The sequence below is a fragment of the Bacillus sp. SRL543 genome, from assembly GCF_984799205.1.
Genome location: NZ_OZ481794.1, coordinates 3,157,702 through 3,184,174, shown reverse-complemented (window position 1 = coordinate 3,184,174; position 26,473 = coordinate 3,157,702). Strand labels below are relative to the sequence as shown.

Annotated in this window: 27 protein-coding genes, 1 other RNA gene and 1 riboswitch; of the genes, 19 read left to right on the top strand and 9 right to left on the bottom strand. The window is 46.7% G+C overall.

The genetic code is table 11. The features are described 5' to 3' along the window. Positions 1 to 22 precede the first annotated feature (22 nt). Both AC4E8B_RS16300 and AC4E8B_RS16295 read right to left on the bottom strand, forming a co-directional pair. Positions 23 to 940: a peptide ABC transporter permease gene (locus tag AC4E8B_RS16300; protein ID WP_490214396.1), complete on the bottom strand. Its 918-nt coding sequence runs from the start codon at positions 938 to 940 to the stop codon at positions 23 to 25. Between the two features lies 1 nt (position 941). After that, positions 942 to 1,838 carry an ABC transporter permease subunit gene (locus tag AC4E8B_RS16295; protein WP_490214395.1) on the bottom strand — a complete coding sequence of 299 codons (897 nt, stop codon included), beginning with the start codon at positions 1,836 to 1,838 and terminating at the stop codon, positions 942 to 944. Between the two features lie 250 nt (positions 1,839 to 2,088). Here AC4E8B_RS16295 and AC4E8B_RS16290 point away from each other — a divergent pair, with 250 nt between their 5' ends. From AC4E8B_RS16290 to AC4E8B_RS16245, 10 genes are all read left to right on the top strand, one after another. After that, the gene (locus tag AC4E8B_RS16290; protein WP_490214394.1) at positions 2,089 to 4,392 is read left to right on the top strand and encodes a DEAD/DEAH box helicase; all 2,304 of its coding nucleotides are present in this window, start codon (positions 2,089 to 2,091) and stop codon (positions 4,390 to 4,392) included. Beyond that, on the top strand, positions 4,376 to 5,665 hold the full coding sequence (locus AC4E8B_RS16285; protein WP_490214393.1) for a ribonuclease H-like domain-containing protein: 1,290 nt from the start codon (positions 4,376 to 4,378) through the stop codon (positions 5,663 to 5,665). The genes AC4E8B_RS16290 and AC4E8B_RS16285 overlap by 17 nt, the downstream gene beginning before the upstream one ends. Positions 5,666 to 6,114: 449 nt before the next feature. After that, the gene (locus AC4E8B_RS16280; protein ID WP_490214392.1) at positions 6,115 to 6,456 is read left to right on the top strand and encodes a CotD family spore coat protein; all 342 of its coding nucleotides are present in this window, start codon (positions 6,115 to 6,117) and stop codon (positions 6,454 to 6,456) included. A gap of 115 nt (positions 6,457 to 6,571) precedes the next feature. Next, complete coding sequence (locus AC4E8B_RS16275) at positions 6,572 to 7,135, top strand: SLOG family protein (protein WP_490219730.1); 564 nt, start codon at positions 6,572 to 6,574, stop codon at positions 7,133 to 7,135. Between the two features lie 85 nt (positions 7,136 to 7,220). Next, on the top strand, positions 7,221 to 7,523 hold the full coding sequence (gene gpsB / locus AC4E8B_RS16270; protein ID WP_009791232.1) for a cell division regulator GpsB: 303 nt from the start codon (positions 7,221 to 7,223) through the stop codon (positions 7,521 to 7,523). An 80-nt stretch (positions 7,524 to 7,603) separates the two neighbouring features. Then, positions 7,604 to 7,994, top strand: an RNA gene (gene rnpB / locus AC4E8B_RS16265) — RNase P RNA component class B. 187 nt (positions 7,995 to 8,181) lie between these two features. Then, on the top strand, positions 8,182 to 9,336 hold the full coding sequence (locus tag AC4E8B_RS16260) for a THUMP domain-containing class I SAM-dependent RNA methyltransferase (protein WP_490214391.1): 1,155 nt from the start codon (positions 8,182 to 8,184) through the stop codon (positions 9,334 to 9,336). 82 nt (positions 9,337 to 9,418) lie between these two features. Continuing rightward, complete coding sequence (locus tag AC4E8B_RS16255) at positions 9,419 to 9,586, top strand: hypothetical protein (RefSeq protein ID WP_490214390.1); 168 nt, start codon at positions 9,419 to 9,421, stop codon at positions 9,584 to 9,586. Positions 9,587 to 9,825: 239 nt separating this feature from the next. Then, complete coding sequence (locus AC4E8B_RS16250; RefSeq protein ID WP_490214389.1) at positions 9,826 to 10,032, top strand: hypothetical protein; 207 nt, start codon at positions 9,826 to 9,828, stop codon at positions 10,030 to 10,032. 9 nt (positions 10,033 to 10,041) lie between these two features. Next, positions 10,042 to 11,964 carry an ATP-dependent DNA helicase gene (locus AC4E8B_RS16245; protein WP_490214388.1) on the top strand — a complete coding sequence of 641 codons (1,923 nt, stop codon included), beginning with the start codon at positions 10,042 to 10,044 and terminating at the stop codon, positions 11,962 to 11,964. 73 nt (positions 11,965 to 12,037) lie between these two features. Here AC4E8B_RS16245 and AC4E8B_RS16240 read toward each other — a convergent pair whose 3' ends face one another. Further along, the gene (locus AC4E8B_RS16240) at positions 12,038 to 12,166 is read right to left on the bottom strand and encodes a hypothetical protein (RefSeq protein WP_490214387.1); all 129 of its coding nucleotides are present in this window, start codon (positions 12,164 to 12,166) and stop codon (positions 12,038 to 12,040) included. A gap of 101 nt (positions 12,167 to 12,267) precedes the next feature. On the opposite strand from AC4E8B_RS16240, the gene AC4E8B_RS16235 reads away from it, so the two are divergent. Together AC4E8B_RS16235 and AC4E8B_RS16230 are read left to right on the top strand one after the other, a co-directional pair. Then, on the top strand, positions 12,268 to 13,800 hold the full coding sequence (locus tag AC4E8B_RS16235) for a carboxypeptidase M32 (RefSeq protein WP_490214386.1): 1,533 nt from the start codon (positions 12,268 to 12,270) through the stop codon (positions 13,798 to 13,800). Positions 13,801 to 13,865: 65 nt separating this feature from the next. Continuing rightward, positions 13,866 to 14,774: a DMT family transporter gene (locus tag AC4E8B_RS16230; RefSeq protein ID WP_490214385.1), complete on the top strand. Its 909-nt coding sequence runs from the start codon at positions 13,866 to 13,868 to the stop codon at positions 14,772 to 14,774. A gap of 412 nt (positions 14,775 to 15,186) precedes the next feature. Here the strand turns inward: AC4E8B_RS16230 and AC4E8B_RS16225 are convergent, their stop codons facing one another. From AC4E8B_RS16225 to AC4E8B_RS16215, 3 genes are read right to left on the bottom strand one after another with little or no spacing between them, the layout of a single operon-like run. Continuing rightward, positions 15,187 to 16,839 carry a b(o/a)3-type cytochrome-c oxidase subunit 1 gene (locus AC4E8B_RS16225; RefSeq protein ID WP_490214384.1) on the bottom strand — a complete coding sequence of 551 codons (1,653 nt, stop codon included), beginning with the start codon at positions 16,837 to 16,839 and terminating at the stop codon, positions 15,187 to 15,189. Beyond that, a complete protein-coding gene (locus AC4E8B_RS16220; RefSeq protein ID WP_490214383.1) occupies positions 16,839 to 17,318 on the bottom strand; it encodes a cytochrome c oxidase subunit II in 480 nt (159 codons plus the stop codon). Before AC4E8B_RS16220 ends, AC4E8B_RS16225 begins: the two co-directional genes overlap by 1 nt. A 54-nt stretch (positions 17,319 to 17,372) precedes the next feature. After that, positions 17,373 to 17,522: a cytochrome c oxidase subunit 2A gene (locus AC4E8B_RS16215; protein WP_490214382.1), complete on the bottom strand. Its 150-nt coding sequence runs from the start codon at positions 17,520 to 17,522 to the stop codon at positions 17,373 to 17,375. Between the two features lie 443 nt (positions 17,523 to 17,965). After that, positions 17,966 to 18,067: riboswitch (purine riboswitch) on the top strand. Positions 18,068 to 18,189: 122 nt separating this feature from the next. Between AC4E8B_RS16215 and AC4E8B_RS16210 the strand changes: the two genes are divergently transcribed. The 3 genes from AC4E8B_RS16210 (at position 18,190) to AC4E8B_RS16200 (ending at position 20,640) form a co-directional block, all read left to right on the top strand. Further along, positions 18,190 to 18,786, top strand: coding sequence for a xanthine phosphoribosyltransferase (locus AC4E8B_RS16210; protein WP_490214381.1), 597 nt, complete (start codon positions 18,190 to 18,192; stop codon positions 18,784 to 18,786). Next, positions 18,783 to 20,090: a nucleobase:cation symporter-2 family protein gene (locus AC4E8B_RS16205; protein ID WP_490214380.1), complete on the top strand. Its 1,308-nt coding sequence runs from the start codon at positions 18,783 to 18,785 to the stop codon at positions 20,088 to 20,090. The genes AC4E8B_RS16210 and AC4E8B_RS16205 overlap by 4 nt, the downstream gene beginning before the upstream one ends. 106 nt (positions 20,091 to 20,196) lie before the next feature. After that, positions 20,197 to 20,640 (top strand): DUF6376 family protein, encoded by a 444-nt coding sequence (locus AC4E8B_RS16200; protein WP_490214379.1) that lies wholly within the window; start codon positions 20,197 to 20,199, stop codon positions 20,638 to 20,640. A 38-nt stretch (positions 20,641 to 20,678) separates the two neighbouring features. Here the strand turns inward: AC4E8B_RS16200 and nadR are convergent, their stop codons facing one another. After that, positions 20,679 to 21,716, bottom strand: coding sequence for a multifunctional transcriptional regulator/nicotinamide-nucleotide adenylyltransferase/ribosylnicotinamide kinase NadR (nadR, locus tag AC4E8B_RS16195; protein WP_490214378.1), 1,038 nt, complete (start codon positions 21,714 to 21,716; stop codon positions 20,679 to 20,681). Further along, on the bottom strand, positions 21,713 to 22,408 hold the full coding sequence (gene pnuC / locus AC4E8B_RS16190) for a nicotinamide riboside transporter PnuC (protein WP_490214377.1): 696 nt from the start codon (positions 22,406 to 22,408) through the stop codon (positions 21,713 to 21,715). The genes nadR and pnuC overlap by 4 nt, the downstream gene beginning before the upstream one ends. Before the next feature lie 104 nt (positions 22,409 to 22,512). On the opposite strand from pnuC, the gene AC4E8B_RS16185 reads away from it, so the two are divergent. Both AC4E8B_RS16185 and AC4E8B_RS16180 read left to right on the top strand, forming a co-directional pair. After that, entirely contained in the window at positions 22,513 to 22,722 is a 210-nt protein-coding gene (locus AC4E8B_RS16185; RefSeq protein ID WP_490214376.1) for a hypothetical protein, read from the top strand. A 109-nt stretch (positions 22,723 to 22,831) separates the two neighbouring features. After that, positions 22,832 to 23,605 (top strand): SDR family NAD(P)-dependent oxidoreductase, encoded by a 774-nt coding sequence (locus AC4E8B_RS16180; protein WP_490219728.1) that lies wholly within the window; start codon positions 22,832 to 22,834, stop codon positions 23,603 to 23,605. A 77-nt stretch (positions 23,606 to 23,682) separates the two neighbouring features. Here AC4E8B_RS16180 and AC4E8B_RS16175 read toward each other — a convergent pair whose 3' ends face one another. Further along, complete coding sequence (locus AC4E8B_RS16175) at positions 23,683 to 24,132, bottom strand: chemotaxis protein CheX (RefSeq protein WP_490214375.1); 450 nt, start codon at positions 24,130 to 24,132, stop codon at positions 23,683 to 23,685. Positions 24,133 to 24,513: 381 nt separating this feature from the next. Here AC4E8B_RS16175 and AC4E8B_RS16170 point away from each other — a divergent pair, with 381 nt between their 5' ends. Both AC4E8B_RS16170 and AC4E8B_RS16165 read left to right on the top strand, forming a co-directional pair. Next, a complete protein-coding gene (locus AC4E8B_RS16170; RefSeq protein WP_490214374.1) occupies positions 24,514 to 25,599 on the top strand; it encodes a type III polyketide synthase in 1,086 nt (361 codons plus the stop codon). Between the two features lies 1 nt (position 25,600). Continuing rightward, positions 25,601 to 26,179 carry an isoprenylcysteine carboxyl methyltransferase family protein gene (locus tag AC4E8B_RS16165; RefSeq protein ID WP_490214373.1) on the top strand — a complete coding sequence of 193 codons (579 nt, stop codon included), beginning with the start codon at positions 25,601 to 25,603 and terminating at the stop codon, positions 26,177 to 26,179. The last annotated feature ends 294 nt before the right edge of the window (positions 26,180 to 26,473 follow it).

The window sequence follows — 26,473 nt, the reverse complement described above, 5'->3', positions numbered from 1 at the left end:
GAGCAAGGCGCTTCCGCTTTTCTTACAGATATCTTATTTTTCTCGCAAAAATATGCTTGATCCCCTGGGAAAGGAGATTGAAGGTGAAAATGGAAAAGGTCATAAACAAGGCTGCAAAGAATGGAATCCAGATAGGGCCGCGGACGTCAATGAACGCGTCCTGAAGAAGCATCGGCCAGGAAATGGATGTATTGACAAACTCCCACATTCCTGTCGGCATTTGGACGAACTGCTGTGAAATGAAAATGCCGACGAAGCCGAGCTGGCCCAGGAGGAACATCACTTTCCCCAGATCGGAGATCATATACACCAGGATTTTTCCATACAGAAATGGCATGTAATATCGTTTGAACATGGCAAAAGGTGCGGTTCCTGCTGCTATTCCCCCTGAGATGAACTCTTTTGATGAAACTTCATCGAACTCAAGCTTGATCATATCTGCAGCCCTGGCAGCTTCAGAAAGGGCTATTACCAGAATCAGCCAGAAAGGCCTGTCTTTGGCAAACAATAAAGGCGGCAGATTAACGACCAAAATGACAATAATGATGGTCGGTATATAAGATAGGAACCCATTCAGCCATCTCAGGACAGAATCGGCCGCAAACACCTTTCTGTGCGCAAGGAACGCAAAGGGTATCGCCAATGCATATCTGAGGGCCGTAATGACTATCACAAGGAGAAGGGTCTCCCTGGCACCCAGTACTATGATGCTGAGCAGGTCCCTGCCTTTTTTGTCCGTTCCGAGCGGGAAGTCCTCATTAGGCCCATAGGGCGGGATGACAGGCTTGCGGTTTTCATCCATGATATAGGTGACCGTAGACAGTTCCCGGTCAATAAAAGGCAGGATCGGGCCAATAAATGCTATAAAGGCGAGAATGCCAAGACAAATCAGGCTTATGAGAAATACGCTGTATTTTTTCCATTCAAATTTTCTTTTCATATCAATTCACTTCCCTTGACCTTTTAGGAATTAGAAGGTATTTAGCAGATTGAGAGGCGACGATGGTTAAAAACATGAGCATCAGGAATGGGAGCATCAGCGAAAAAGAAGACACATCATTATAATTCAGGATGCTTCTAAGCAGATTGTTCCCGGCGCCTTCGTAACCAGATAACTTCTCCACGATCGGCAGGCTTGATAATATGTACAGCATGATGAACTGTGCCTGATTGAGAAGAGTTCCGGCACAGTTAAAAAGGATATGCAGATAAATCCTTTTCTTTCCCAGCCCTTTTGAGTAGGCTGTGCGGATATAATCTTCCCCGCTTTCTTTGTCCATCGCCGCTGCAGTGAAATTGACCATATGAATGAAAGGGAAAAGTGTCAGCGAGATCATCGGGAGCAGAAAACTGTACCAATGTTCATGGCCGTAAAGCGTGATCTGCGGAAATCCCCATTGAATCAGTTTGATCAATATATACTGCATGCTGATATAAAGAAAAAAATCCGGAACCGATGAAAACATCCAGGATAAAGCTTCCTGAATTTTGCCGCGCATGCGCAGGCGAAGTGAAAACTTTGCGATTCCGGCCAGTATTCCGGCTGCCATGCTGATAAAGAAAGCAGGAAGGATGATTTCCAGGCTTCTCTTCATATAAAGGATGGTTTCTTCGGATACTTTCCTTCCGGTCCGGCTCTCGCCAAATCCGTTTTCCTTCTGGATGAATTGAAAGAAAGATTCAATTTTATTTTTGTACGCCTCTGCACTGAAAGGATATTCCATCTCAATGTGAAATGCGGAAGGCTGATGGATGACGGGTTCTCTTGGCAGCAGCAGAATCAACAGAAAGCTCGCCAGCACAAGGAGAAAGATGAACAGCTTTTTAAGTAACACCATAAAACGATTGACCCCCATTCTTCTATATATCTGTTAAAATAGGTTATCTGCAGCTAAAAGAACCGCAGGAAAAAATATATCTGAATTGTCGCAAATTTTATACCAACAGTCAATTTGTTTTTGGAAAAATATGATAATTGATAAAGTTGAATGTTCAAATTTATCCCCATAAAAATCCAGCAGCAAAACAAGAGAAATTTCTTTTTGAACGAACGTTTATTCGGTAGAATGAGTGTATGAGGTGAAAGAAATGAAGCTCAGGAAAAATCTCCAGGAGATATTGAAAGACTTAAAAGTGACCGAAGAATTCAAGGACAATATTGTCCATTGGCATACAATTGAAGAAAAAGAGGCAAAAACAGAGGATTTGCCGGAGGATATACATCCGTCCTTGAGACATGCTTTGGAAAGGCGGGGCATCAGCCGTCTTTATACACACCAGAAATCTGCCTATGCTGCCGCTTCTGAAGGAAAAAGCCTTGTGGCTGTCACTCCCACTGCATCAGGGAAAACATTATGCTATAATCTCCCCGTCCTGCAGACGGCCGTCAGCGACCCGAAGGCAAGGGCATTGTATATATTCCCGACCAAAGCACTGGCCCAGGACCAGAAGAGTGAAATAAATGAATTGATCCAGGAAGCTGAGCTCCCTGTCAACAGCTACACGTATGATGGTGACACTCCGGCAAATATAAGGGAAAAAGTAAGGAAAGCGGGCCATGTTGTCATAACAAATCCTGATATGCTGCATTCAGCGATCCTTCCCCATCACACCAAATGGGTTTCTCTTTTTGAAAATCTTAAGTACGTTGTTATTGATGAGGTTCATATATACAGAGGCGTATTCGGCAGCCATGTGGCGAACGTAATCCGCCGGCTCAGGCGCATCTGCCGGTTCTATGGAAGCGACCCGCTCTTCATCTGCACATCCGCTACCATTGCCAATCCGCTTGAGCTTGCTGAAAACCTGACAGAAAAGAAAATGGAGCTGATAGACAATAATGGAGCGCCGAGCGGAAGGAAGCACTTCCTCTTCTATAACCCGCCAATCGTCAATAAGCCGATGAATATACGGCGCAGTGCTACTCTTGAAGCAAGAAAGCTTGCAGGGAGACTGCTGAAAAACCGAATCCAGACGATCGTATTTGCCAGGAGCCGGGTAAGAGTAGAAATCCTCCTCACCTACCTCCAGGAGCTGGTCAAGCATCAGCTGGGGCCGAAAGCAATCAGAGGCTATCGCGGAGGCTATCTGCCGACAGAGAGAAGAGCGATCGAAAAAGGATTGAGAGCGGGCGAAATATACGGCGTCGTCAGCACAAATGCCCTGGAGCTCGGCGTCGATATCGGCCAGCTGCAGGTATGCATCATGACGGGTTATCCGGGATCGATTGCAAGCTCCTGGCAGCAGGCGGGACGGGCAGGGCGGAGGCATGGAGAGTCTCTTGTCATCCTTGTTGCAAGCTCCAGCCCCCTCGACCAGTACGTCATTCAGAACCCGGACTACTTTTTCAATAAAAGCCCTGAAACGGCCAGGATCAATCCTGATAATCTCATCATTTTAATCGATCATATGAAGTGTGCCGCCTATGAGCTGCCCTTCAAATATGGAGAGAAATTCGGAACTGCCGATACGGAGGAACTTCTTGAGTATCTTACAGAAGAAAGGGTGCTGTTCCAAAATGGGGATAAATGGCATTGGATGAACGATTCTTTTCCTGCCCATAATATCAGCCTCCGTTCCGCATCACAGGAAAATGTCATCATCATTGACCAGTCCGATATTGCAAACGTGAAGGTGATAGGGGAAATGGACCGTTTCTCTGCGATGACACTTCTTCATGATGAAGCCATTTACCTTCATCAGGGCACACAGTTCCAAGTTGAGTATCTTGATTGGGATGAAAAGAAAGCGTATGTGAGGGAGGTTGATGTGGATTATTTCACAGATGCCAATCTTGCCGTTGAGCTGAAAGTGCTTGAAGAAGATAAAAACAGGTCACGCGGTGAAATGGAAATCGGTTATGGCGATGTGAGCGTGCTGGCCATGGCAACGATATTCAAGAAGATCAAGTTTGAAACACATGAAAACATTGGTTCCGGGCCCATCCACCTGCCTCAGGAAGAGCTGCATACAAGCTCGGCGTGGATATCCATCGGCAAGGAGCAGATCCAATTTGATGAGGACCGGATTGAAGAAGGTTTGATCGGAACCGCCCATGCACTCAAACATATTGCCCCGCTGTTTGTCATGTGCGATCCGCAGGATATTTTCGTCGTACCGCAGGTAAAGGCTGCGCATAATGAGAAGCCGACCATCTTCTTTTATGACCGCTACCCGGGAGGCATAGGTCTTAGCGAAAAGCTCTATGATGGGATTGAAACGGTCATACAGAAGGCTGAAGGCATGGTAGCAGGCTGTTCCTGTGAGAACGGCTGCCCATCGTGCATTGGCACTGATTCAGCTATGAATACGGCTAAAAGCGATGTTCTGAGGCTTTTGGCTTTATTCAGAAGAACAGCTATGGAGGGGGAGCGGTATGAGCCTCAAAAATAAGCTGAACCGATTGAAGCCCCATCTTTCAAAAGAACAGGGGAGTGAACCGGCTAAGCCTGCAGGGGCAACAGAAGCCACAAAGGATTTTATGCTGCATGACCTCTGGAAGGAAAACGGGGTTTCTCCATTTTATTTTGAAGACAGCTTCTGCCTTGTCAGGGAAAAGGAATATCCACTTGACTATAAGCATGGGAATTACCGGTTCTCCGAATTTGCGGCGGCTGTAAATGCATGGAACAGCAGGGATGTATCACATCCGCTTTCTTCCGCCGGGCATCTGCCTGAGGAACTGTTTTTCTTCGATACGGAAACAACAGGTCTTGGCGGCGGCACAGGCAACACTATTTTCCTGCTGGGGCATGCCAGTGTAACGCCTGATGGTGTGAAGCTCAAACAGCATATCCTTCCCCATCCCGGTGCAGAGGTGCCGCTGTATAAGAGCTTCCTGGACAGTGTGGACTTTACCACCATGGTTACCTATAATGGCAAAGCTTTTGACTGGCCGCAGGTAAAGACAAGGCATACCCTTATAAGGGAACAGGTGCCGAAGCTCCCGCCTTTCGGGCACTTCGATCTTTATCACGCATCCCGAAGGATCTGGAAGCACAGGCTGGAAAGGCTGAAGCTTTCCATCGTCGAGAAGGAGGTGCTTGGCATTGAGCGGAAAGATGATATACCAGGCTTCCTTGCGCCAATGATTTATTTTGATTTTGTCCAGACGAAGAACCCCGAAGGCATGCTCGGCATCCTGAAGCATAATGAAATTGATATCCTTTCGCTCATTACGCTTTACACACATCTTTCCTATCAGCTCCTGGGGCTGGACAGCAGACAGACCGCTGCAGAAACCTATGAAGTAGGGCGGTGGTTTTCTTCTCTCGGCAACACTTCTTCTGCAAAAGCAGCCTTTGTACAGGCAGGACAGGCAGGCAGTGAAGAGTCAGTAAAAGCCAGGAATGCACTTGCATTTGAGCACAAAAAACTGAAGGACTGGGAACAAGCGGCTGCTCTTTGGCAGGAATGCGCCAATTCGGGGGAAGATCCCAGGATTGCGGCTGAATCATCCATTGAACTGGCAAAATACTATGAGCATCGCAGCAAAGACCTTGGGCGGGCAGTCCATTATGCTGAAAAAGCGCGAGAGGCGCTGGCAGCCGTTCCTGCACCAAGTACTTCTGATAGGCTTAAGCCTGAAACAGATAAACGGATCCGGAGGCTGTATGCTAAGCTGGAAAAAGAACAGCCAGAGAATAAGGGCCGCTTCAGCCGGTAAAAAACGCAGCATCAGGAACATCCCCTGGCTGCGCTTTTTTGTTGCTGTAGTCATGTGCGGGCCAGCTTTTGAAGAATCCGATTACCGGCCAACCTGTTCATTGCTGCCTACCTTTATTGGATTGCTTTTATCTCTGTAACAAAACTTTAATATTTCTACGTGCAAAAACCATTATTTATTAGTTGTCTGTACATCATGGAAGCTGTAAAATTGTATGTTGTATGCTGCATACAGTGAATAAAAAGAGTGAGGCTGGTTTGGATGTATAAAGCAATATTGTTCCTGTTTTTTGTTGTCATCTGTCTGACTGTCATTATCTTTTCAAGCATGAAGGACAGTTTTTATGTTATGCTGTAGCGAAAAAATCCCGGAAAATGCATGAAATTAGGTGTTTTCATTAGTACAAGATTACCCCTTTCATCATAACTTGTTAGTGTAAATATAACAGAATGAAGGGAGATCTTAATATGCATTGCGGACCAAGACCGAATATTTGCCCGGCAGTTGTGCATCCGACAAAATGCTGTGTAAATCATACTTTCCAGAATAATGTGGTGCCTCATATCCATCCTACACACACTACGACAGTCAACCACATTAATTTTCAGCATCAGCATTATTTCCCACAAACACAATCAGTTGTGAATGAAGTGACAAATCAACAGTTTGTCGCAGGCCCTGGACCAGCTCCAGGCTTTGGAGGCCCAGGTTTCGGAGGCCCGGGAGCAGGCGGCTTCGGCGGACCTGGCTTCGGAGGCCCAGGATTTGGCGGCCCAGGCTTCGGCAGATAATTAACAGCCCCATCAGGGCAGACTATCAAGGCAGGGGCTTGCGAACAGGCCCCTGCTCCTTTTTTTACCCTTCTTTATACGGGTATTTTTTACAACATAGAAAGGAGAGGCCTCTATTATGAAAACAGCGGTTATCTCAGGCTATAAGCCACACGAATTGGGGATATTTAAACGAAATGACCCTGCCGCAGCCTTCATAAAGGCAGCATTCAGGAAAAGCCTGCTCAGTATGCTGGATGAGGGGCTCGAATGGGTGATCATAAGCGGACAGCCCGGCGCAGAGCTTTGGGCGGCCGAAGAGGTTTTCCAGCTTCAGCTTGAAGAGCACCCTGAGTTAAAACTGGCAGTGATCACTCCTTTCCTCGATCAGGAGCAGAATTGGAGCGACAGCAATAAAGAATGGTACGAATCAGTCCTTGCCCAGGCTGATTTCGTTGACTCGGTGACGAGGAAGCCTTATGAAAAGCCATGGCAGTTCAGGCTGAAAAATCAATTTCTTATCGAAAAAAGCGATGTGCTCCTTCTGTTTTATGATACGGAACAGGAGGGAACGCCAAAGTTCATCTATGAAACAGCCAAAAGCTATCAGGAAAAGAATCCATATGAAATCAGGATGATTTCTTTTTATGATCTTCAGCTGATCGTCGAAGAAGAACAGATGAAGAATCAGGATTTTTAATTTAGTTCCAAAGATAAATTGACAAAAGTACATATTTTTGAAAAAATATATTAAGATTATTCAGCGATAGACTGAGGTGAATGTGATGCTATCCGATAAAGTTAAGTTAACAGCAAAAGACATTTTGGAAAAAGAATTCAAGGCTGGGATGAGGGGATACAAGCCTGAAGACGTCGATAAGTTCCTGGATCTGATCATCAAGGATTATGAAACCTTCCACCAGGAAATCGAAGATCTGCAGCAGGAAAACCTTCGCCTGAAGAAACAGCTTGATGAAGCCTCAAGAAGGCCTGCAAGCACCCAGACTGCCGGAACAACGAACTTTGATATATTAAAGCGCCTTTCTAATCTGGAAAAGCACGTTTTTGGCAGCAAACTGTATGAATGACAGCTTTTAACTGATTTTCCTTTTTAAAACCATTGCTATTGGAAGCCAGATTGAATATAATATCATTTGTAGCATTAATAACGTTCGGGTAATCGCTGCGGCAGCTTGCTGCTGCAGAGGAAAGTCCATGCTCGCACGGACTGAGATGTCCGTAGTGTTCGTGCCTGGCGAAGTCATAAGCCAGGGCAGCCGGGCGATTGCGCGGCTGACGGCAGGGAAAATGCCTAAGTCCTTCGGGATATGGCATGAATACCTTGAAAGTGCCACAGTGACGGAGCCTTCCTGGAAATGGGAAGGGTGGAACGAGGTAAACCCCGCGAGCGAGAAACCCAAATAATGGTAGGGGCACTTTCTCTGAGGAAATGAACAAGGAGAAGGACAGATGTTTCACATCTGTAGATAGATGATTGCCGCCTTAGTACGAGACGCAGGTCGATTGCAGTACAAAGGAACAAAACATGGCTTACAGAACGTTATTAGTGAGATGATTTTTGAAATGGTAAAGCTCTCCTTTTGCAGGAGGGCTTTTTTATTACATACTATATTGCCATCACACAAGACAACACTTGCACGCAGAAACTTCTTCAGGCTATTATGGATGAAGTGGACCGCCGGCCGGCAATAATTAAGGGAAGAGCTATTGGAAAGGATGTCTTACATGGGAAAGTATCAGATAATCGCAACAGCGGCAATGGGGCTTGAAGCACTTGTTGCGAAGGAAGTGCGCGCACTTGGCTATGAATGCCAGGTGGAAAACGGAAGAGTTGAATACACAGGGGATGAGACAGCTATAGCAAGAAGCAACTTATGGCTGAGAACGGCAGACCGGATCAAAATCAAAATCGGCGAATTTAAAGCCTATACGTTCGATGAGCTGTTTGAAAAAACAAAAAGCCTGCCATGGGACCAGTATATTGCAGAAGATGCTGAGTTCCCGGTAATCGGCAAGTCTGTCAAATCAAAGCTGTTCAGTGTTTCCGACTGCCAGGCAATCGTCAAAAAGGCGATTGTTGAAAAGCTGAGGATAAAATATAAGAAAACAGGCTGGTTTGAAGAAACAGGCCCATTATGCCGCATAGAAATCTCTATGCTGAAAGATACAGCAACCCTGACTCTGGATGCCAGCGGAAGCGGTCTCCATAAACGTGGATACCGGGCAGGACAGGGGGAAGCGCCGCTGAAGGAAACGCTGGCTGCTGCGCTCGTGCAGCTGACGAACTGGACACCGGACAAGCCGTTCGTGGACCCTTTCTGCGGGTCCGGGACCATTCCGATCGAGGCGGCATTGATCGGGCAGAATATCGCTCCAGGCTTCAACCGGGAATTCACCTCCGAAAAGTGGGGCTGGATGCCGGAAAAAGTGTGGGATGATGCGAGGGATGAGGCGGAAGATCTGGCTGACTATGATCAGCCATTAGATATAACCGGATCGGATATAGACCACAGGATGGTGAAGATTTCCCAGGAAAATGCTTTTGAAGCCGGGCTTGGTGACATGATCCAATTCAAGCAGATGCAGGTCCGGGACTTTACCGCCAATAAAGAGTATGGCGTGATTGTCGGCAACCCTCCATATGGCGAGAGGCTTGGGGAAAAAGGGGCTGTACAGAAAATGTACCGTGAAATGGGAGAGGCCCTCTCAGGACTTGATACATGGTCCATCTATATACTCACTTCCGATGAAGACTTTGAACAGCACTTCGGGCGCCAGGCAACGAAGAAAAGGAAGCTGTTCAACGGATTCATCCGGACAGACCTCTATCAGTACTGGGGCAAGCGCCCGCCAAGAGAAAACAGGCAGAAAGAGGAATAAAGGGTTCTCTTTTGGAATAAACTAGCAATACTCTATCGGTTATGGAATAGATAGGCTAGTTTTATTCACAGGAGGAGAGCCAATGGATTACAGGACTCTTGATTTTAATAGAATTTCTCAGGCGCTTGATTACTCGATGGAAATGCTGGTAAAAGAAACGCCTGCCGATCAGGCTCTGGATGAACTGAAAAGCGCCCAGCATGAGCTCCGGCAGGCTCTGTCCTTTTCCCTTTCCGGAAGGCAGCAGTAAACCCTGCCTGATGTTCGGCAATCAGCTGGCCCGATGCTGGCCTCCTCGAAAGGAGCGCCAGTTTTTTGCTGTTCAGGATAATAAATTGTACAGTCTTCTAACTTTATCCAGGTCCTGATCCGTGCCCGGAGCTGCTCCCGGCCCCTTGAGCTTGACTAGTTGGGAAAATAGTATAAAATGATTCTTGGCCTCCTGGTTTACAGGCCGTTGATGCTGCAGAAAGCAGCTTGGATACTTGAATGGATGGCCGTGCTGTCACGGCTGTAAATAATATTGAAAATTACCGCCTCAGCCAGGCGGTTATACTATTTTATGCTGAAAAATCGCAGGAACTGCTGCATGTGCAGGAGTTCTTCCGCAATAGGCGGACCAGGCACACAGGCCGCAGTCCGGTCCCGGCATACTGCAAAAGATACAGGAAGCCCCCGGGACGCTTCTGGATATAGGAGGATTACATGCAAAACCAATTGCCCTTTGCCGTAGCAAAAACAGAATCATTTTTTGAGAAGCTTGGCGACTGGATCGGGGATGTTTTTTATGATCTGCTCCCTGAAGCCGGTTTTGAATTGAGAGACGAACAAATCTATATGGCTTTCCAGCTGGAAAATGCCTTCAAGGAGAAGAAGACGATCTTTGCTGAAGCAGGTGTCGGGACAGGAAAAACGCTTGTCTATCTCCTGTATTCCATCTGCTATGCGAGGTATACGAATAAGCCGGCTATCATTGCCTGTGCCGATGAAACCCTCATTGAGCAGCTTGTTAAAAAAGAAGGGGATATTGCCAAGCTGGAAAAGGCGCTTGGATTGAATATTGATGTACGCCTGGCTAAGTCAAGGGATCAATATCTCTGTTTGAACAAGCTGGACAAGGCTGTCGCGGAACAGGATCATGACGGATATGGAAACATCTATGACCAGCTCCCGTCCTTTACCCACAGCGGCGGATCCTTGCAGAATTTCGAAAGATACGGAGACAGGAAGGATTATCCTGAGCTGACAGACAGCGAATGGACCGGTGTGTCATGGGATTCTCTTCAGGATTGCTTTACATGCGAGAAAAGGCACCGGTGCGGACAGACACTCCACAGGGATTATTACCGGAACAGCCGGGACCTGATCATATGCTCGCATGACTTCTATATGGAGCATATCTGGACAAAAGAATCCCGAAAAAGAGAAGGCCAGCTGCCGCTGCTTCCTGAATCCTGCACAGTCGTGTTCGATGAAGGCCATCTGCTTGAGTATGCCAGCCAGAAAGCATTGACATACAGGCTGACCGAGCAGATCCTTGAATCGCTGCTTACCCGCCTTATGGCTAATGATGTCAGGGAAAAAACACTGAATCTGATTGAAGACACCATTGTCCAGAATGAGACTTTCTTCCATGCCCTTTCAAGCGCCGCCGGAATCCGGACGGACTCAGAGAAACAGCAGATTGCCAAAGGGCCGGCTGTCCTGAAAGAAGGAAAGCTCCTGCTTGAAATGATCGGCATGCTGGAAGAAGAGCTTGTATTCGAAAGCGAAATGTATGTCATAAATGAATATGATCTGAAGGTCGTTGAAGAATATCTTGAGCAAATTTCATTCTCGCTCTCCCTGTTTATTAAAGATAAAGGGGGGATCAATTGGTTTGAAGATCATAATGGAGAACGGACACTTGTCATCATGCCAAGAATGGTAGAGGAAATCATGAGGGATGAAGTGTTTTCACAAAAGAAGCCCTTTATCTTCTCTTCCGCCACTTTATCGGAAAAAGGCTCATTCGACTATATGGCCTCAAGCCTGGGCATTGACGACTATTTATCTTTCACTGTTGCTTCGCCTTTCAGCTATGATGAAAAAATGGCCATTCATATGCCAAAATACAGCAAAGAAGATATGGACGGCAAAATGGAATATACCATGGAGCAGCTGAAGATATCTGGAGGCAGAGGCCTTGTGCTCTTTACTGATCAGCGGGAGCTGAACCTTTTTAAAGACTATGCACAGGGCAGGGCGGAATTTCCTGTTTATTTTGAAGGCGAGGCCGAAATCAGTACGCTCGTATCGAAATTCCAGAACGAAGAAGAAGCTGTCCTTTGCTCTACAAATCTCTGGGAGGGACTGGATATTCCGGGCAGATCACTCGAAAATGTAATCATTTTCTCACTCCCGTTCCCTCCGCATGATCCAGTGTTTGATGCCAAGCGTGAAAGCGCAGAAGATTCATTCCGGGAAATCGACATGCCATACATGCTCCTCAGGCTCCGCCAGGGAATCGGCAGGCTTATCAGGAGTCATGATGACAGAGGAACAGTGCACATCCTGACCAGCAGAGAAGAAGATGTTTCTGTGCTTGAGTCTGTTGAAGCTGTACTGCCAGTCACACCTGTGAAATAATGTTTTGATTGCCCCCCCTGGCAGAGGGAGGGGCTTTTTTGCATGCATGGGAGGGGATGGCAGCAATCTTACTTCAGCCTTCTTCACTGCATTCAAAGCAGATCGTTTTCTTTTCTTCCGTTATGATTCCGTTGAAAAATCCGTCCAGGCAATAAATTGTTTTCCCGCATTGTATGCAGGTTCCGGCAGGTTCCCTCATCATTCTTCCTCCTGTTTTAGGTGATTTGTAGTTCTATTCTAGCGTTTTATTCAGAAAAATGTGATAAAATATATTTTGCAAATGATTTTTAGGGGGATGCCAGCATGAATGAAGCATTGAAAAAAACTGAAAAACACTTTCTTGATTTTGTAAAAAAGATGGGCGCATATAATGAGGCGCTGTCATTAATATACTGGGATCTTCGGACAGGCGCTCCCAAGAAGGGTGTAGACCAGCGGACTGAAGTAATTGGCATGCTGTCTTCCGAAGTGTTCAAGATGTCCACTTCCGAGGAAATGGCTGCATACATAGCAAAGCTTTCAGGAGAAGAAGCGGCTGCATCACTTGATGCAATTACCGTGAAGGTACTTGAAGAAAGCAAGAAAGAATATGACCGGAATAAGAAAATTCCGGCTGAGGAGTATAAGGAATACGTCATCCTGCAGTCAAAGGCAGAAAGTGTGTGGGAAGAGGCAAAAGACAAATCGGATTTCACCCTTTTCCAGCCGTATCTGGAAAAGCTTGTTGAAGCCAATAAGCGCTTTATCCAGTATTGGGGCTATGAAGGCAATAAATACAACACACTCCTGGATATGTATGAACCAGGCGTGACAGTCGATGTGCTGGATAAAGTCTTTGGCGAGCTCAGGAGCAAAATTGTGCCCCTCGTCCAGAGCATATCCGAATCAGATTCAAAGCCGGATACCAGCTTTTTATATGAACATTTCCCGAAGGAGAAGCAGCGTGATTTCAGCCTGGAAATCCTGAAGCAGATGGGCTATGACTTCGATGCAGGAAGGCTTGATGAAACGGTACATCCTTTTGCAACCGGATTGAATCCCGGGGATGTCAGAGTGACAACGAAGTATGACGAAAAGGACTTCCGCACAGCCGTATTCGGTACGGTCCATGAAGGCGGCCATGCACTGTATGAACAGAATATTTCCAAAGACCTGATAGGCACTCCGCTGTGCACCGGGACATCAATGGGAATCCATGAATCACAGTCACTCTTTTATGAGAATTTTGTGGGGCGCAGTGAATCATTCTGGAAGAAAAATTACGGACTGCTCAAGCAGTATGCCAATGGCCAGTTTGATGGGGTGGAGCTGGAAGATTTTTACCGTGCCATCAATGAGTCAAAACCGTCGCTGATCAGGATAGAAGCAGATGAACTGACCTATCCGCTTCATGTGATTGTCCGCTACGAAATTGAAAAAGGGCTGTTCAATGATGAAATTGAAGTAAAGGACCTTCCGGAAATCTGGAACAGCAAATACGAAGAATATCTGGGAGTGAGGCCGTCAAATGATGCTGAAGGAGTTCTTCAGGATGTCCATTGGGCAGGGGGCAGCTTTGGTTATTTCCCTTCGTATGCCCTCGGGTATATGTACGCGGCACAGCTGAAGCAGGCGATGCTGAAGGATCTTCCTGATTACGACCAGCTCCTGGAAAAGGGTGATCTTGCCCCAATCAAGGAATGGTTCACGAAAAACGTCCACCAGTACGGCAAGCTGAAAAAGCCGCTTGAGATTCTTGAAGATGTTACAGGAGAAGGACTGAATGCCAGCTGCCTGTCTGATTATCTTTATGAGAAATACGGGAAGGTCTACCGTTTAAAAGAGTCCTCCCGTTAATTTGAAAAAATGAAGAAAGGGAAAAAGAGCGGGATGCAGTCGCTCTTTTTCTGCAGGGTGAGGCAATGAAGAAGCTGATGCCATATTTTGCAATCTCTGCCGGTGCTTCTTTATGGGGACTGATTGCCTATTTTATCAGGGGCCTGTCCGGGTTTGGCTTTTCTTCTATGGAAATAGTCGGGATCCGGGCAGTAACTGCCGCTGCGGCTTTGCTGCTGATAGGGCTTTTTCTGGGCCCTGGCCGGCTGTCTCTGAAAAAGCCTTCTGATATTGGCCTGTTTGCCGGTACCGGGATCTGCAGCATCGTATTTTTCAATTGGTGCTATTTTACCAGCATTCATTTGATGGATATTTCGATTGCAGTCATACTGCTGTATACTTCTCCTGCATTTGTTGCAGTTTTGTCCTATATTTTCCTCAAAGAGAAAATAACCGGGCGGAAAATCATTGCCGTTTGCGGGACTGTTGCCGGCTGCATCCTGATTGCAGGGGTGGGGGGCGGTGCCGGTTTGAGTGTGATTGGAGTGGTTATTGGACTGGGAGCGGGTCTTGGCTATGCGCTTTACAGCATATTTGGAAAGTTTGCGCTTCAAAAGTATGAGCCGTTTACTGTCACGCTTTATACCTTCCTGACTGCCTCTGCTGTCCTGCTGCCGATTACCAGGCTATGGGAAAAAGCTTCTCTGTTTTTAAAGCCGGAGGTCCTGTTCCTGGGCCTTGGCCTCGGCCTGCTGCCGACCGTGCTTGCCTACTTTCTTTACACCTGGGGTTTAGAGAAGACAGAAAGCAGCAAAGCAGCGGTCATTGCTGCAATTGAGCCTGTCGTCGCCATCCTCCTGGGTGTTGTTTTATATTCGGAATCTCTGGGATTACTGCAGCTGTCCGGCTCTATGATAATTATACTGTGTGTCATCCTCATGAACCTCCCGGGCCGAAAGGCGAGAACAGGCCTTGGGGCCGGCAATAGTGCATAAGAAAACACTCCAGCTGCTGCTGGGGTGTTTTCTTTCGGTCTGGAATTTTTTTGGATTGTTTTATGCTTGAGGCCCACAGGATGTGGGTCATGCAGGCGTTGCCACAGGACGTGGCGTTTTTAGACTACGTTCCTTAATCTGTTCAAGCCGCCTCCGCTTTTCTTTATTGTCCAGCTCCGGGCGCTAGCCCCTCGAGTCATAAGCCACTTCAGGATTGAAGGCAAAGAACGCCTTCTATCCTGAAGCGTCTTATGCTTGTCGGGGCTGAGCAAGCGCCCTCCGCTTTTCTTTTTGTCCAGCTCCGGCTCCTAGGTGCTCGAGTCATAAGCCAATCAGGCCAGAAGGTTAAAGAACAACCTTCCGTCCTGCTTGTCTTATGCTTGTCGCACCTGAACAGTCGCCTCCGCTTTTCTTACCACAGTTTATACCCCTTAGATCCAGGCGGTGCGTTTTGGATTAGGTCGATGAATGGGATGGTGTAGGCGAACAGGATTAGAGCAGCGGTGATGCCGATCCAGAGCTTCCAATTTTCAAAGACAAGAGGCGTTTTTTCGGCATTTTCCGCTGTTTCGCCTACCGGGAATTCTTCAGAGCCTTTAGGGGCCATGAAGGCTAGATTTACAAAGATATAGAGCATCAGGATGATAGCAAGGAACAGGATGGATCCCCCGATCGCCTGTGCGACCTGATAGGGTATCCATTCGGCTGCCTGTGCCGCACCGCCGTATTCAGAAAAGGAAGAGCGGCGCGGGGCTCCCAATAATCCTGCAGCATGCATGGCCCCGGACATGAACGTCATGCCGATTGCCCAAAGCAAGCCTTGTGTAATGGCGAGGCGATTCATTGCTTTCGTCAGGACCCTGCCGGTCAAATGCGGGACCAGCCAGTACGAAATGCCGAAGAATGTCAGCACAACAGCAGTAGCCACGGTCAAATGGAAATGCCCGGTTACCCAGATTGTGTTATGCACTACCTGGTTCATCTGGTGTGATGCATTGACAATGCCCCCTGCCCCTGCAGGGATGAAGGCAACCATTCCGATGAAAGGCACCGTAAAGCGGGCATCACCCCAGGGAAGCTTTTTCAGCCATCCGAATAAGCCTGCAGACCCTTGGGATCTCCCGAATCCTTCAAACGTGGCAAATAGTGAAAAAGCAGTCATTAAAGAAGGGATGACAACCAGAAATGTCAGTATTACCTGCAGAAATTTCCAGGCTGCATCTATTCCAGGCTCCATCAGCTGATGGTGAAATCCGACCGGTATGGAAAATAGCAGGAACAGAATGAATGACATCCGTGCAAGGGAATCAGAGAATATTTTAGCGCCAATGACCTTTGGAATTACGACATACCAGCCCATATAAGCTGGAAGGAGCCAGAAATACACAAGCGGATGCCCGAAATACCAGAAGAGCGTCCGGCTTACCCCGACATTGACTGTTTCAACAAGTCCGAGCGACCATGGCAGCAGCTGTATCAGCACCGTTGCGGCGACTCCAATGGTAGCAACGATCCACATGATGGTATTTACAAGGCTCATGAATGTAAGCAGGGGACTCGCCTGTTTAGGATTATTCCTGCGCCATTCTGCATATTTCATGATGATTGCAGCGCCATCAAACCAGCTGCCGACTACTACGAAGGTCAGTCCCAGATAATAAATGGCATGTGCCTGCAAAGGGGCATAAAAGGTATACAAGACGCTAGCTTCATTCAGCAGAATCATGATGGCTGCCATGGTGGTTCCGGCTGTCATGAGCCAAAAGCCGATCCAGCCCATCGTGCGCTGCTTTTTCGTCAAGGTCCCGGATGTTTTGCTGACTGCAGCAAGCTGAAAGCCCATGATGAAGAATGTGGTAAGAACCAGGCCCAAGACGACCCCGTGGACAGTAAGAATCTGGTAATAGCCGATTCCTGCCGGCAGCTGGAATTTGCCTGACCGTACGAGCACCTGCAAAAGGCCGGCAAGACCGCCGATGGCGAGAGCCGTGAAAGCTACATAGAAATGGGCCATGGCAAGCTTTCCGTCCAGCCTGGCAACTTTTGTATACACATCTGGTTTCATTATGCTTCAACCACCTTTATTTTTGACGTCATCATATGGTGTCCTGCCCCGCAGTACTCATTGCAGAGAATAAGAAATTCCCCGGCTTTATCAAAAGTTGCTGTATGCTCACTGATATAACCGGGCTCTATCATCATATTGATGTTGGAGCCTGCGACCTCAAAGCCGTGGATTACGTCCTTTGTTGTTGCAATGATCTTCACTGTTGCACCTAGAGGAATTTCCACATCACCGGGATTATAGGAAAAGGCAGAAACAACGAATATCAGCTCATAATCCCAATCCTTGCCTTCGACTTTTTTTAGGCCAGGTTCATTGAATGGCGCTGTCTGATCGACTTTTTCCGGGTTGATGGTCGCAAGGCAGCTTGGAGGCTGGTTGCCCAAATAAAATGCGCTGATGCCAAGGACCGTCAAAAACACGATCAGTGAGCCGATTCCGAAGCCGAGCCAGGCTTTTTCAAATTTATGCATATGCATAGCATTTTTCTCCCTTCAGGCATTTCAATCATAATAGATTGCATGCTTGGATGATTAAAATCGATCTATAAATAAGAAATATACGCCTGCCCATACTCCGATTAAAAATAAGCCCAGAATAAACACAGAGGCCAAGGTTCCCTTTAAAGAGGAAGCATCCTCGATCTTTGTTTTAATTTTCCTGCCAAGTTCCGTGTTTGCCATGGCATTTTTCTCCTTTCAATATGGATGAATAAGTAATGATCACATCTTCATCATACAAGGAATTTCTCCGGATACTACCAGTCTTCACCTGTTTCACAAAGTGTTCATTCACTCTGTTGGCACTATGCTGATAGTGTAAAATTGATGTGCCAGTCTCCATGGGGAGGAATCTCCCTGGGGAAATGTGAAATTTATGTGAAACAAAAAAACTTGAAGCGTCTTTATGTAAAAGAGCCCATGCCAATGGAAGGGTGGAACTTTCATGATCAACGGAGTCAGCATTTTAAAAATAATCAGAATTCAGTCTGTTTTCCTTTCATTTTTAAATCAAATCCAGCGATTAATTTCTAAAACCGAACAATTATTGTGGAGACAAAAGAAATAATTCGACTTTTTCTTCGGTAAATGTATTGAAAAATCTTATTCAGGTGATATAATGAAACATAATTTCATACGGAAACACTCATATAATCGCGGGGATATGGCCTGCAAGTTTCTACCGGACTGCCGTTAACAGTCTGACTATGGGTGAGCAATGGGAGGCCTTAGTATTTTTTGCTATTGCCCCTGCCTTATAAAAGCCTGAAGGGATTGCTTCACTCATTTTTTTTGCAGTGAGCAATTACCTTCAGGCTTTTTATTTTTCTATTCAATAGGGAGGACAACGATGAAACTGCTAGAAGAAACAATCAAAAGAGAAGGCCGGGTGCTGTCTGACAGTGTCCTGAAGGTCGACTCCTTTCTTAACCATCAGATTGACCCTTTCCTGATGAAGGAAATAGGCAAAGAGTTTGCGGCCCATTTTGAAGGGGAGGCTATTACGAAGATTCTTACGCTGGAATCTTCAGGGATCGCACCATCTGTCATGGCAGGGCTCGAGCTTGGGGTGCCCGTGCTGTTTGCGAGGAAAAGAAAATCTTTGACTCTTTCAGAAGGGCTGCTTTCCGCCAGTGTCTTTTCTTTCACAAAACAGGAGTCCAACGAGATTTCAGCATCTTCTAAATATCTTGGTGATGATGACAGGGTCCTCATCATCGATGACTTCCTTGCCAATGGCCAGGCTGCTTTGGGGCTCATTGAGCTTGCAGGACAGGCTGGGGCTTCAGTGGCCGGTGTTGGGATCGTTATTGAAAAGTCCTTCCAGGAAGGACGCAGCTTATTGGAAGAGAAAGCTATTAAAGTGGTATCCCTTGCACGAATCCAGTCGCTTGGGAATGGAAGCATCACATTCTTGGAAAATAGCAGGGAGGCATCAACACTATGAAAAACTCACCTTTTAAAATAGCTTCATTGGGAATTCAGCATGTTTTAGCCATGTATGCAGGTGCTGTCATTGTACCCCTTATCGTGGGCGGGGCACTGGGCCTGTCAGGAGAAGAGCTGACATATCTTGTTTCCATTGATATCTTAATGTGCGGAGTGGCGACGATCCTCCAGGTATGGCGCAATCAATTCTTCGGCATCGGCCTTCCGGTTGTGCTTGGCTGTACGTTTACCGCAGTCAGCCCAATGATTGCAATTGGCGGGCAATATGGCATTACAGCTATTTACGGATCGATTCTGGTATCGGGGCTCTTTGTTATCCTGGTGGGAAAATACTTTGGCAGTCTTGTGCGTTTCTTCCCTCCTGTTGTGACAGGTTCGGTCGTTACCATCATTGGAATTACCCTTATCCCGGTTGCGATGAATAATATGGCTGGGGGCGAAGGAAGCGCAGATTATGGTTCGCTCTCCAATCTGGCCCTGGCGTTTGGGACTTTATTCTTCATCATTATTTTGTATCGTTTGTTTACCGGATTTATCCGCTCCGTATCTATCCTGCTTGGTTTGTTTGCGGGAACGGCCGCTGCGTTCCTGATGGGGAAATCTGATTTCTCAGCAGTTGGTGAGGCTTCATGGTTTCATATGGTCCAGCCTTTTTATTTCGGGATGCCGACATTTGAACCGGCAGCAATCCTGACGATGATCATTATCGCAATGGTCAGCCTGGTTGAATCTACAGGCGTTTATTTCGCCCTTGGGGATATTTGCGGTAAGAAGCTGGATAAAAAAGACCTGGCAAACGGCTACAGGGCAGAAGGGCTTGCGATTGTACTTGGCGGGCTGTTCAATGCATTCCCATATACAACGTATTCTCAGAACGTCGGTCTTCTCCAGCTGTCAGGCGTGAAAACCAAGAACGTCATTTACACAGCGGGCGTATTCCTGATCCTCCTTGGCCTGGTTCCGAAAATCGGCGCCATGACTACAGTCATTCCTTCGGCTGTATTGGGGGGCGCAATGATTGCCATGTTTGGAATGGTTATCGCCTATGGAATCAAGATGCTGAGCCAGGTGGATTTTTCTTCTCAGGAAAACCTCCTGATCATTGCCTGCTCAGTCGGCATGGGGCTCGGGGTGACAGCAGTGCCAGGCTTGTTTGCTGAAATGCCTGAGAGCATCAGGATCCTGACAGATAACGGTATTGTAGCGGGAAGTTTGACGGCTATTGCACTCAATCTGGTGTTCAATGTTAAAACTTCCAAAGCGAAGGGTGCAGCCTCCAAGTTTGAAGAGAAAGCAGCATAATCATAGTGGCTGGCCATCCTGCTTTTTAAGGGGATGGTTTTTTTTTGAAACATATATGCTCTTCATTCGTATTGAATACCATGATGCTCCAAAGGAGGAACGAATATTGAAAAACATCTTCCGGCTAATAATGGTTTTGGCCCTGGCCTTTTCCCTGGCAGGCTGCTCCTTCCTCGACGAAGCGGCAGGCACTGTTGAGTATGCGAATAAAGCAGCAGATCATGTTGAAAAGCTGAATGCTTTCGCGGAGGATGCTCCGCAGATGATTGAAGAAGCTGCCATGGATTCAGAAATCCGGCAGCAGCTTGAAGATAGGCTGTTTGACTTAAAAGAGGATATTGAGAATTTTATCGGTATTCAGGATATTCCAGCTGCTGCCGAGGCCATTCATGAGGAGCTGGCTGCCAAAAATGAAGTGCTGCTGGCAGAAATTAATCTGGCGATCGATGGCGGCAATCTGGCCCTTGATCAATTGGAGAGCTCCGAAATGATTAAAATAATAAATGATGCATCTGCCCTGCTGAACCGGATTGAAGGGCTGATGAATTAATCGATAAAAGGGCATCGCCGGGATGCCCTTTTAACTTGTCATTTTCCTTCCAGCAGCTCATCGGTAAATCTTATGCTCTTTTCCAGCCTCTCCCGGTAGCTGCCGTTGATTATTTTATAACAAACATTATGTTCATCAAGAAGAGACTTCAGCAGAAGGTGATTTTTCCAGCGCAAATCCTGATCCCCGAAGCTCCTTGTCCCGTCATCGACCCATTCCACATCCGGCTCTAATAAAAGCCATAAATCATATTCCTGCACCCTGGCCATTTCATCGAGGACCGGCTGTCTCCTATTCAGGTAGGCATGTGAGAAAAACTGGGTGGTGATCGCCTCAGTATCAACAAATAGGATTTTGTCTGCCAGCTTCTGCTGCTTCCATTCCTCCAGCTTATGAGCATATGCAATATGGGGATAATCTTCCGGTACTGTTATACCCTCGCATCCTCCAAGTTCTTCATAAAAAGTACGGCCATACTCCTTCACAAAAGAAGTATTATAAAGCTGTGCCATATTGGCTGCCAGCGTGGATTTTCCGCAGCTTTCGGTACCGGCAATCACCACTTTTTTGACGAAATGCGGCCGGACGCATTTAGGCACCATATCCCAATGCCTCAGCACACCATCTTTCCTGAACATCGTACCTGATACCGGATACCTTTTTCTCTCCGGATCTATGAGAATATGCTCTGCTTCCGGGTAAAGACGGGAAAAAATCGGTCCGTAATCTTGCTCTGAGCTGAACACAAAATCGATTGGACTCCCGATTGCGGCGCGGATTTTTTTTGCGCCATTCTCCCAATCGGAGAAAGAGCCGGTCTGTTCATCATAAATTTCATGGACATGCACATGCGGCAGCTCCCTGGTCAGCTGTTTCCACCAGCGAAGCCGCAATGTGAAGCTGACATGCTCTGCACAGCCGCCTTCACAAAGCTTTCGTTCATAGTCACTGTCGTGTGAGATGATGACATGAAGCTCGTCGGCTATTGCGGCTGCCGCCGTCATGCTGTATACATGGCCAAGATGGGGGAAAGGAAGGAACTTTCCCCCGTACATACCAATTGTTTTTTTCTTCAAACCGCTGCAGCTCCCTGTTTTTTATAAAGTTTCGTCCAATTTATATACCCATAAATGCTGTTAAACAAGAATGCCGTCCACATGACAAGCATAGATATATCATTGCCCCCTGTTGAAACCAGGGCATTAAACCAGAGGATGACGGACAGGACATTGACAAGGATCCATAAAAGCCACTGCTCTGCAAATCGTCTCAGCATCAATATCTGTGCAGTGACGGAAAGGACATTTGTGGCAGAGTCAATATAAACAGATCTGCCTCCCAGAGAGTCCAGGAGAATGGCATAAAGAAAAATGGACACCAGCACGGTGATGCCAAGAAGAGACCATCCTTTGGAATCAAGCGTCTTAACCTTCACATCTTCACCCTTAATGCTGTCTCTTGTCTGATTCTTCCTCCAGAGATAGATGCCTATGAACTGAACGGGGAAATAGAACAGACCATTGAGCATGCTTTCACCATACAAGCCGTAGGTGTAGGAAATATAAGCATAAGTCCCTGTCTGAATGATGCCAAAATAATAGTTTGCGATTTTTCCCTTTGCTACGAGGACTACGCAAAGCATCCCGGCCAAAGAAGAAATAAGGCCAAGAAGTGAATCCTGCCATGCAAAAAACAAATACACGTTAATGATTGTAAAAACAAGAAGCCAGCTTATTTCAAATATCGTCCAATCACGGAATAGTTTCATGTTTTCCTCCTAAAACAGGTTATGCGGCCATACAGCCTAAAATTTATTATAGGTTATTTGTTTCCAGAATAGGAAATAAATTTCTGTTATTTTCAAATGGCAGCATGGTCAAGGAACACTTTGAATTTATTAAAATAAAATATTATGCAGCAATACAGAATGAGGGTGAGAAAGTGGAAAAGTTCTATTGCGAGCATTGCAGGCTCCTTTACAATGAAGAGGGAATTTGTAAAGTATGCGGTTCTGCTGCAGGGAAGAAAATCATCATTAATGTCCAGACCCAGGATATTTCGTCCGAAAAATCCCGGGAATAGGCTGGAAGGGCGCCGGCAGAAGGCATTGGCCTGCATCAGGCAGACTGTTAGGTGTCCTGGCCGGCTCTGTGATAATATTTATATGAATTTTCTAAAAAGGGTGATAGATATGTATTTGCCTGATTTCAGGGTAGAAGGGAAAAAGGCATTGGTGACCGGTGCCGGGCGCGGAATAGGACGGGCCCTTGCGATCGGGCTTGCAGAAGCGGGCGCGGATGTAGCCCTGCTGGCAAGAACGAAGGGCGATTTGGAAGAAACCGCCGCAGAAGTGAGGAAGACAGGCAGGGAGGCCATTGTCATCCAGGCTGATGCGACCAAAAGGGAAGATGTACATAAAGCCGTCAAAACGGCTGCAGAACATTGGGGAAGGCTGGATATTGCCGTCAACAACGCAGGCATGAATATTCGTTCAAAAGCGCTGGATGTGACAGATGAAGAATGGCAGACGATCATGGATACTAATCTGAAATCGGCTTTCATGGTCTCACAGGAAGCGGGAAGGATCATGAAAGATAGCGGGACACCGGGCCGGATCATTACCATTGCCTCCGTTGCCGGACATGTCGCTTTGAGGACGGGAGTCGTATATGCAGCAACAAAGGCTGCCTTGATCCAGATGACTAAAGTCCTTGCCATGGAATGGGGCCCATACAATATTAACGTTAATGCTATCGGTCCATGGTATTTTAAAACACCGCTTACAGAAAAGCTCCTAGCAGATCCTGAATATCTGCAGGAGATATTGGATGTAACGCCGCTGAACCGGGTCGGCGAGCTGGAGGAACTTGTTGGCCCGGCAGTATTTCTGGCGAGTGCTGCCGGCAGCTATGTGACCGGCCAGACACTGTTTGTTGATGGCGGTATGACGATCAAAGGATTTTAAGCAGGAAAGCTAAATCCCCCGGCGATGTGCCGGGGGATGTCTTTTCTTTTTATTCAGTTGAAAGGGGACGACTGCTGCTATTCAAGCATCAGGATGACCATCAACTCACCGGCGCATGCAATCTTTACAGGGAGGCTGTACGCCTTCTCGAATCCGAAGACCTTCGTCTCGCCTGCAAGGACTGTAGGGGGAGTGATATCCATTTGCAGGCCCAGTCCTGAAATATTTATAGATAGATTGCCGGCAAGCATATTCCCGAGTTCACCCGCAAATGATTCCAGCATCTCGCCTTCCAGCAGCATGCCAAACATAGCTTCGCCTATTTTGCTGAAAGTCTGCTCTTCTCCATCTATAATGATCCTGCCCCGCAAATCGCCCGTCATTCCAATCAGCACACCGATGCTATGCTGTGTAAAAGGCTGTGAAAATTCCGCCGGCTCCTCAACTGAAGATTCAAAAGGAAAAACACTTTTAATTGATTCAATAGTCCCGCTAATGATATCTTCAATACTTTTTGTCAATGTCATGAACGATCCCTCCAGCAACCAGCTAACATTTATCTTAACATAATTTCCCACGGTTGGTAGTATGTTTTTGCAAAAAAACGACTGATTATTTCCCGAGACTGACAGAGGAAAAAGTCGCAGGACTATCAGCATTGATGCAAGTGGTTATTAATTGGAAAAGATTAAATAATGAATGCCCCATAAAAACGATATATAATAGAAGAGCACAGCAACTCCTTCAAAACGTGAAGCTTCCTCCTGGCGGGGAAGCTTTTTTTTTGCCCCCGGCTGCCGCTGCTGCAGCTAAAATCCCGCAGCGGAGCGGAATGAAAACCTGTGTATAATACTTCTTTATTAGGAAAAATTAACAAGGAATTGTTTATAGAGTGAGGAGCGTATAATATGCCAGCTATCATCTCGGCTGCTGAAGCCATTCCAGCGCACGCGCTGGAGCAGGGACAAGTAATGGAGTTTGCAAGGGATTTGTTTTCAGAGTCATTCAAGGATGTTGAAAGGCTGCTGAAAGCTTTTCATAATGGACAGATACATAAAAGGCATTTTGCTAAGGAAATGGATTGGTACAGGCGTGAACATTCTTTTGAAGAAAAGAATGAAGCATTCATTGAATGTGCGGTAGAGCTTGGGGCAGAGGCGATACAGAATTGCCTCCATAACGGGCAGTTCCTTGCACGGAAAATAGATTACTCGGAGATTGATGCCATATTCATGGTGACGAGCACCGGGATTTCCACTCCAAGCCTTGAAGCAAGGATCATGAACGTCCTTCCCTTTTCACAGCACACAAAGCGGATTCCTTTATGGGGGCTCGGCTGTGCAGGAGGTGCCTCAGGGCTTTCGAGAGCCTATGAATATTGCCTTGCCTATCCGAAGGCGAAAGTGATAATCCTTGCCGTCGAACTCTGCAGCCTGACCTTCCAGCGGAATGACCGGACAAAAAGCAACCTGATCGGCACCTCATTATTTGCGGACGGTGCGGCTTGTGTCTTAATGGCCGGTGACAATGCGGACCTGGAAAGTATCCGGCTCTCTCCAGCCATTCCAAGGATAATCGGGACAGCTTCAACTACAATGCCTGATTCCCTGGATGTAATGGGCTGGGATGTAAAGAATGAGGGGCTTTATGTGGTGTTTTCCAAAGATATTCCCTCAATCATTGAAAATTGGCTGAAGCCGAATGTTGAAGGCTTTCTGGAGAGCATGGATACGAGACTGGATGAAATTGTTCACTTTGTTGCGCATCCCGGCGGCAAAAAGGTGCTGGATGCTTATGTCAGCAGCCTGAAATTTCCTCCTCATATGACGGATGTATCCCTTGAGGTGCTGAAGGAGTTCGGCAATATGTCTTCTGCGACGATCTTGTATGTACTGAGAAGATTTATGGAAAAGGGAAAGGCAGGAGATCTCGGAATTGCGGCCGCCCTTGGGCCTGGCTTCAGCTCAGAGCTTCTGTTGCTGAGGTGGGAATGATATGGATGTATTTGCCGTTTTTATAATCATCATCATTCTGCAGAGGCTCGGGGAGCTGGCGGTAGCCAAAAGAAACGAGAAATGGATGAAAAGCCAGGGGGCGCTTGAATTTGGAAAGGGGCATTACAGTTTTATGGTAGTAATCCATGCATCATTCTTTCTTTTTTACAGCATGGAGGTTTCATGGGGGAACAGGAGCCTTTCTTCGTTTTGGCCAGCTATTTTAACAGTCATCATCTTCACTCAGGCTGGACGGCTGTGGGCGCTTCTTTCACTGGGGAAATACTGGAATACGAAAATCCTGGTCATTCCCCGTGCCAATGTGGTCATGAAAGGGCCTTATCAATTCATCCGCCATCCGAACTATATGATTGTAACCCTGGAATTCCTGGCTTTCCCGCTTATGTTTCAGGCGTATTGGACTTTGGCTCTATTTACAATCCTGAATCTTGCCATCCTTTCGGTCAGGATTCCGGCAGAGGAACAGGCTCTTGGCAGCCTGACTGAATACCGGCACAAATTAAACCATAACCGGTTTCTGCCATGGAGGTCCAAAAGAATTCCTGAAGAAAGCAGTTGAAAATGATTTTCATTGATGATAAAATTCTAAATGAGGCTGAATATTATTCTCAATTAAAAAAAGATTCGACCAAGGACGGTGTTACATATGATAACCTTTTTTATTATTAGCGTAATCGCTGTATACTCGTTTGTCATGAAACACGTTTTGAACCATGTTGCAAAGCCGCAGACAATCAAATAAACCATACATGCCCTTTTCCTTGCCGAAAAGGGTTTTTTATTTGTCTTTTTCGGCGTATAAGAGCTCCTTCCGCAGAACCGTATAACTGCATAGTTATAAATATATGAAAAG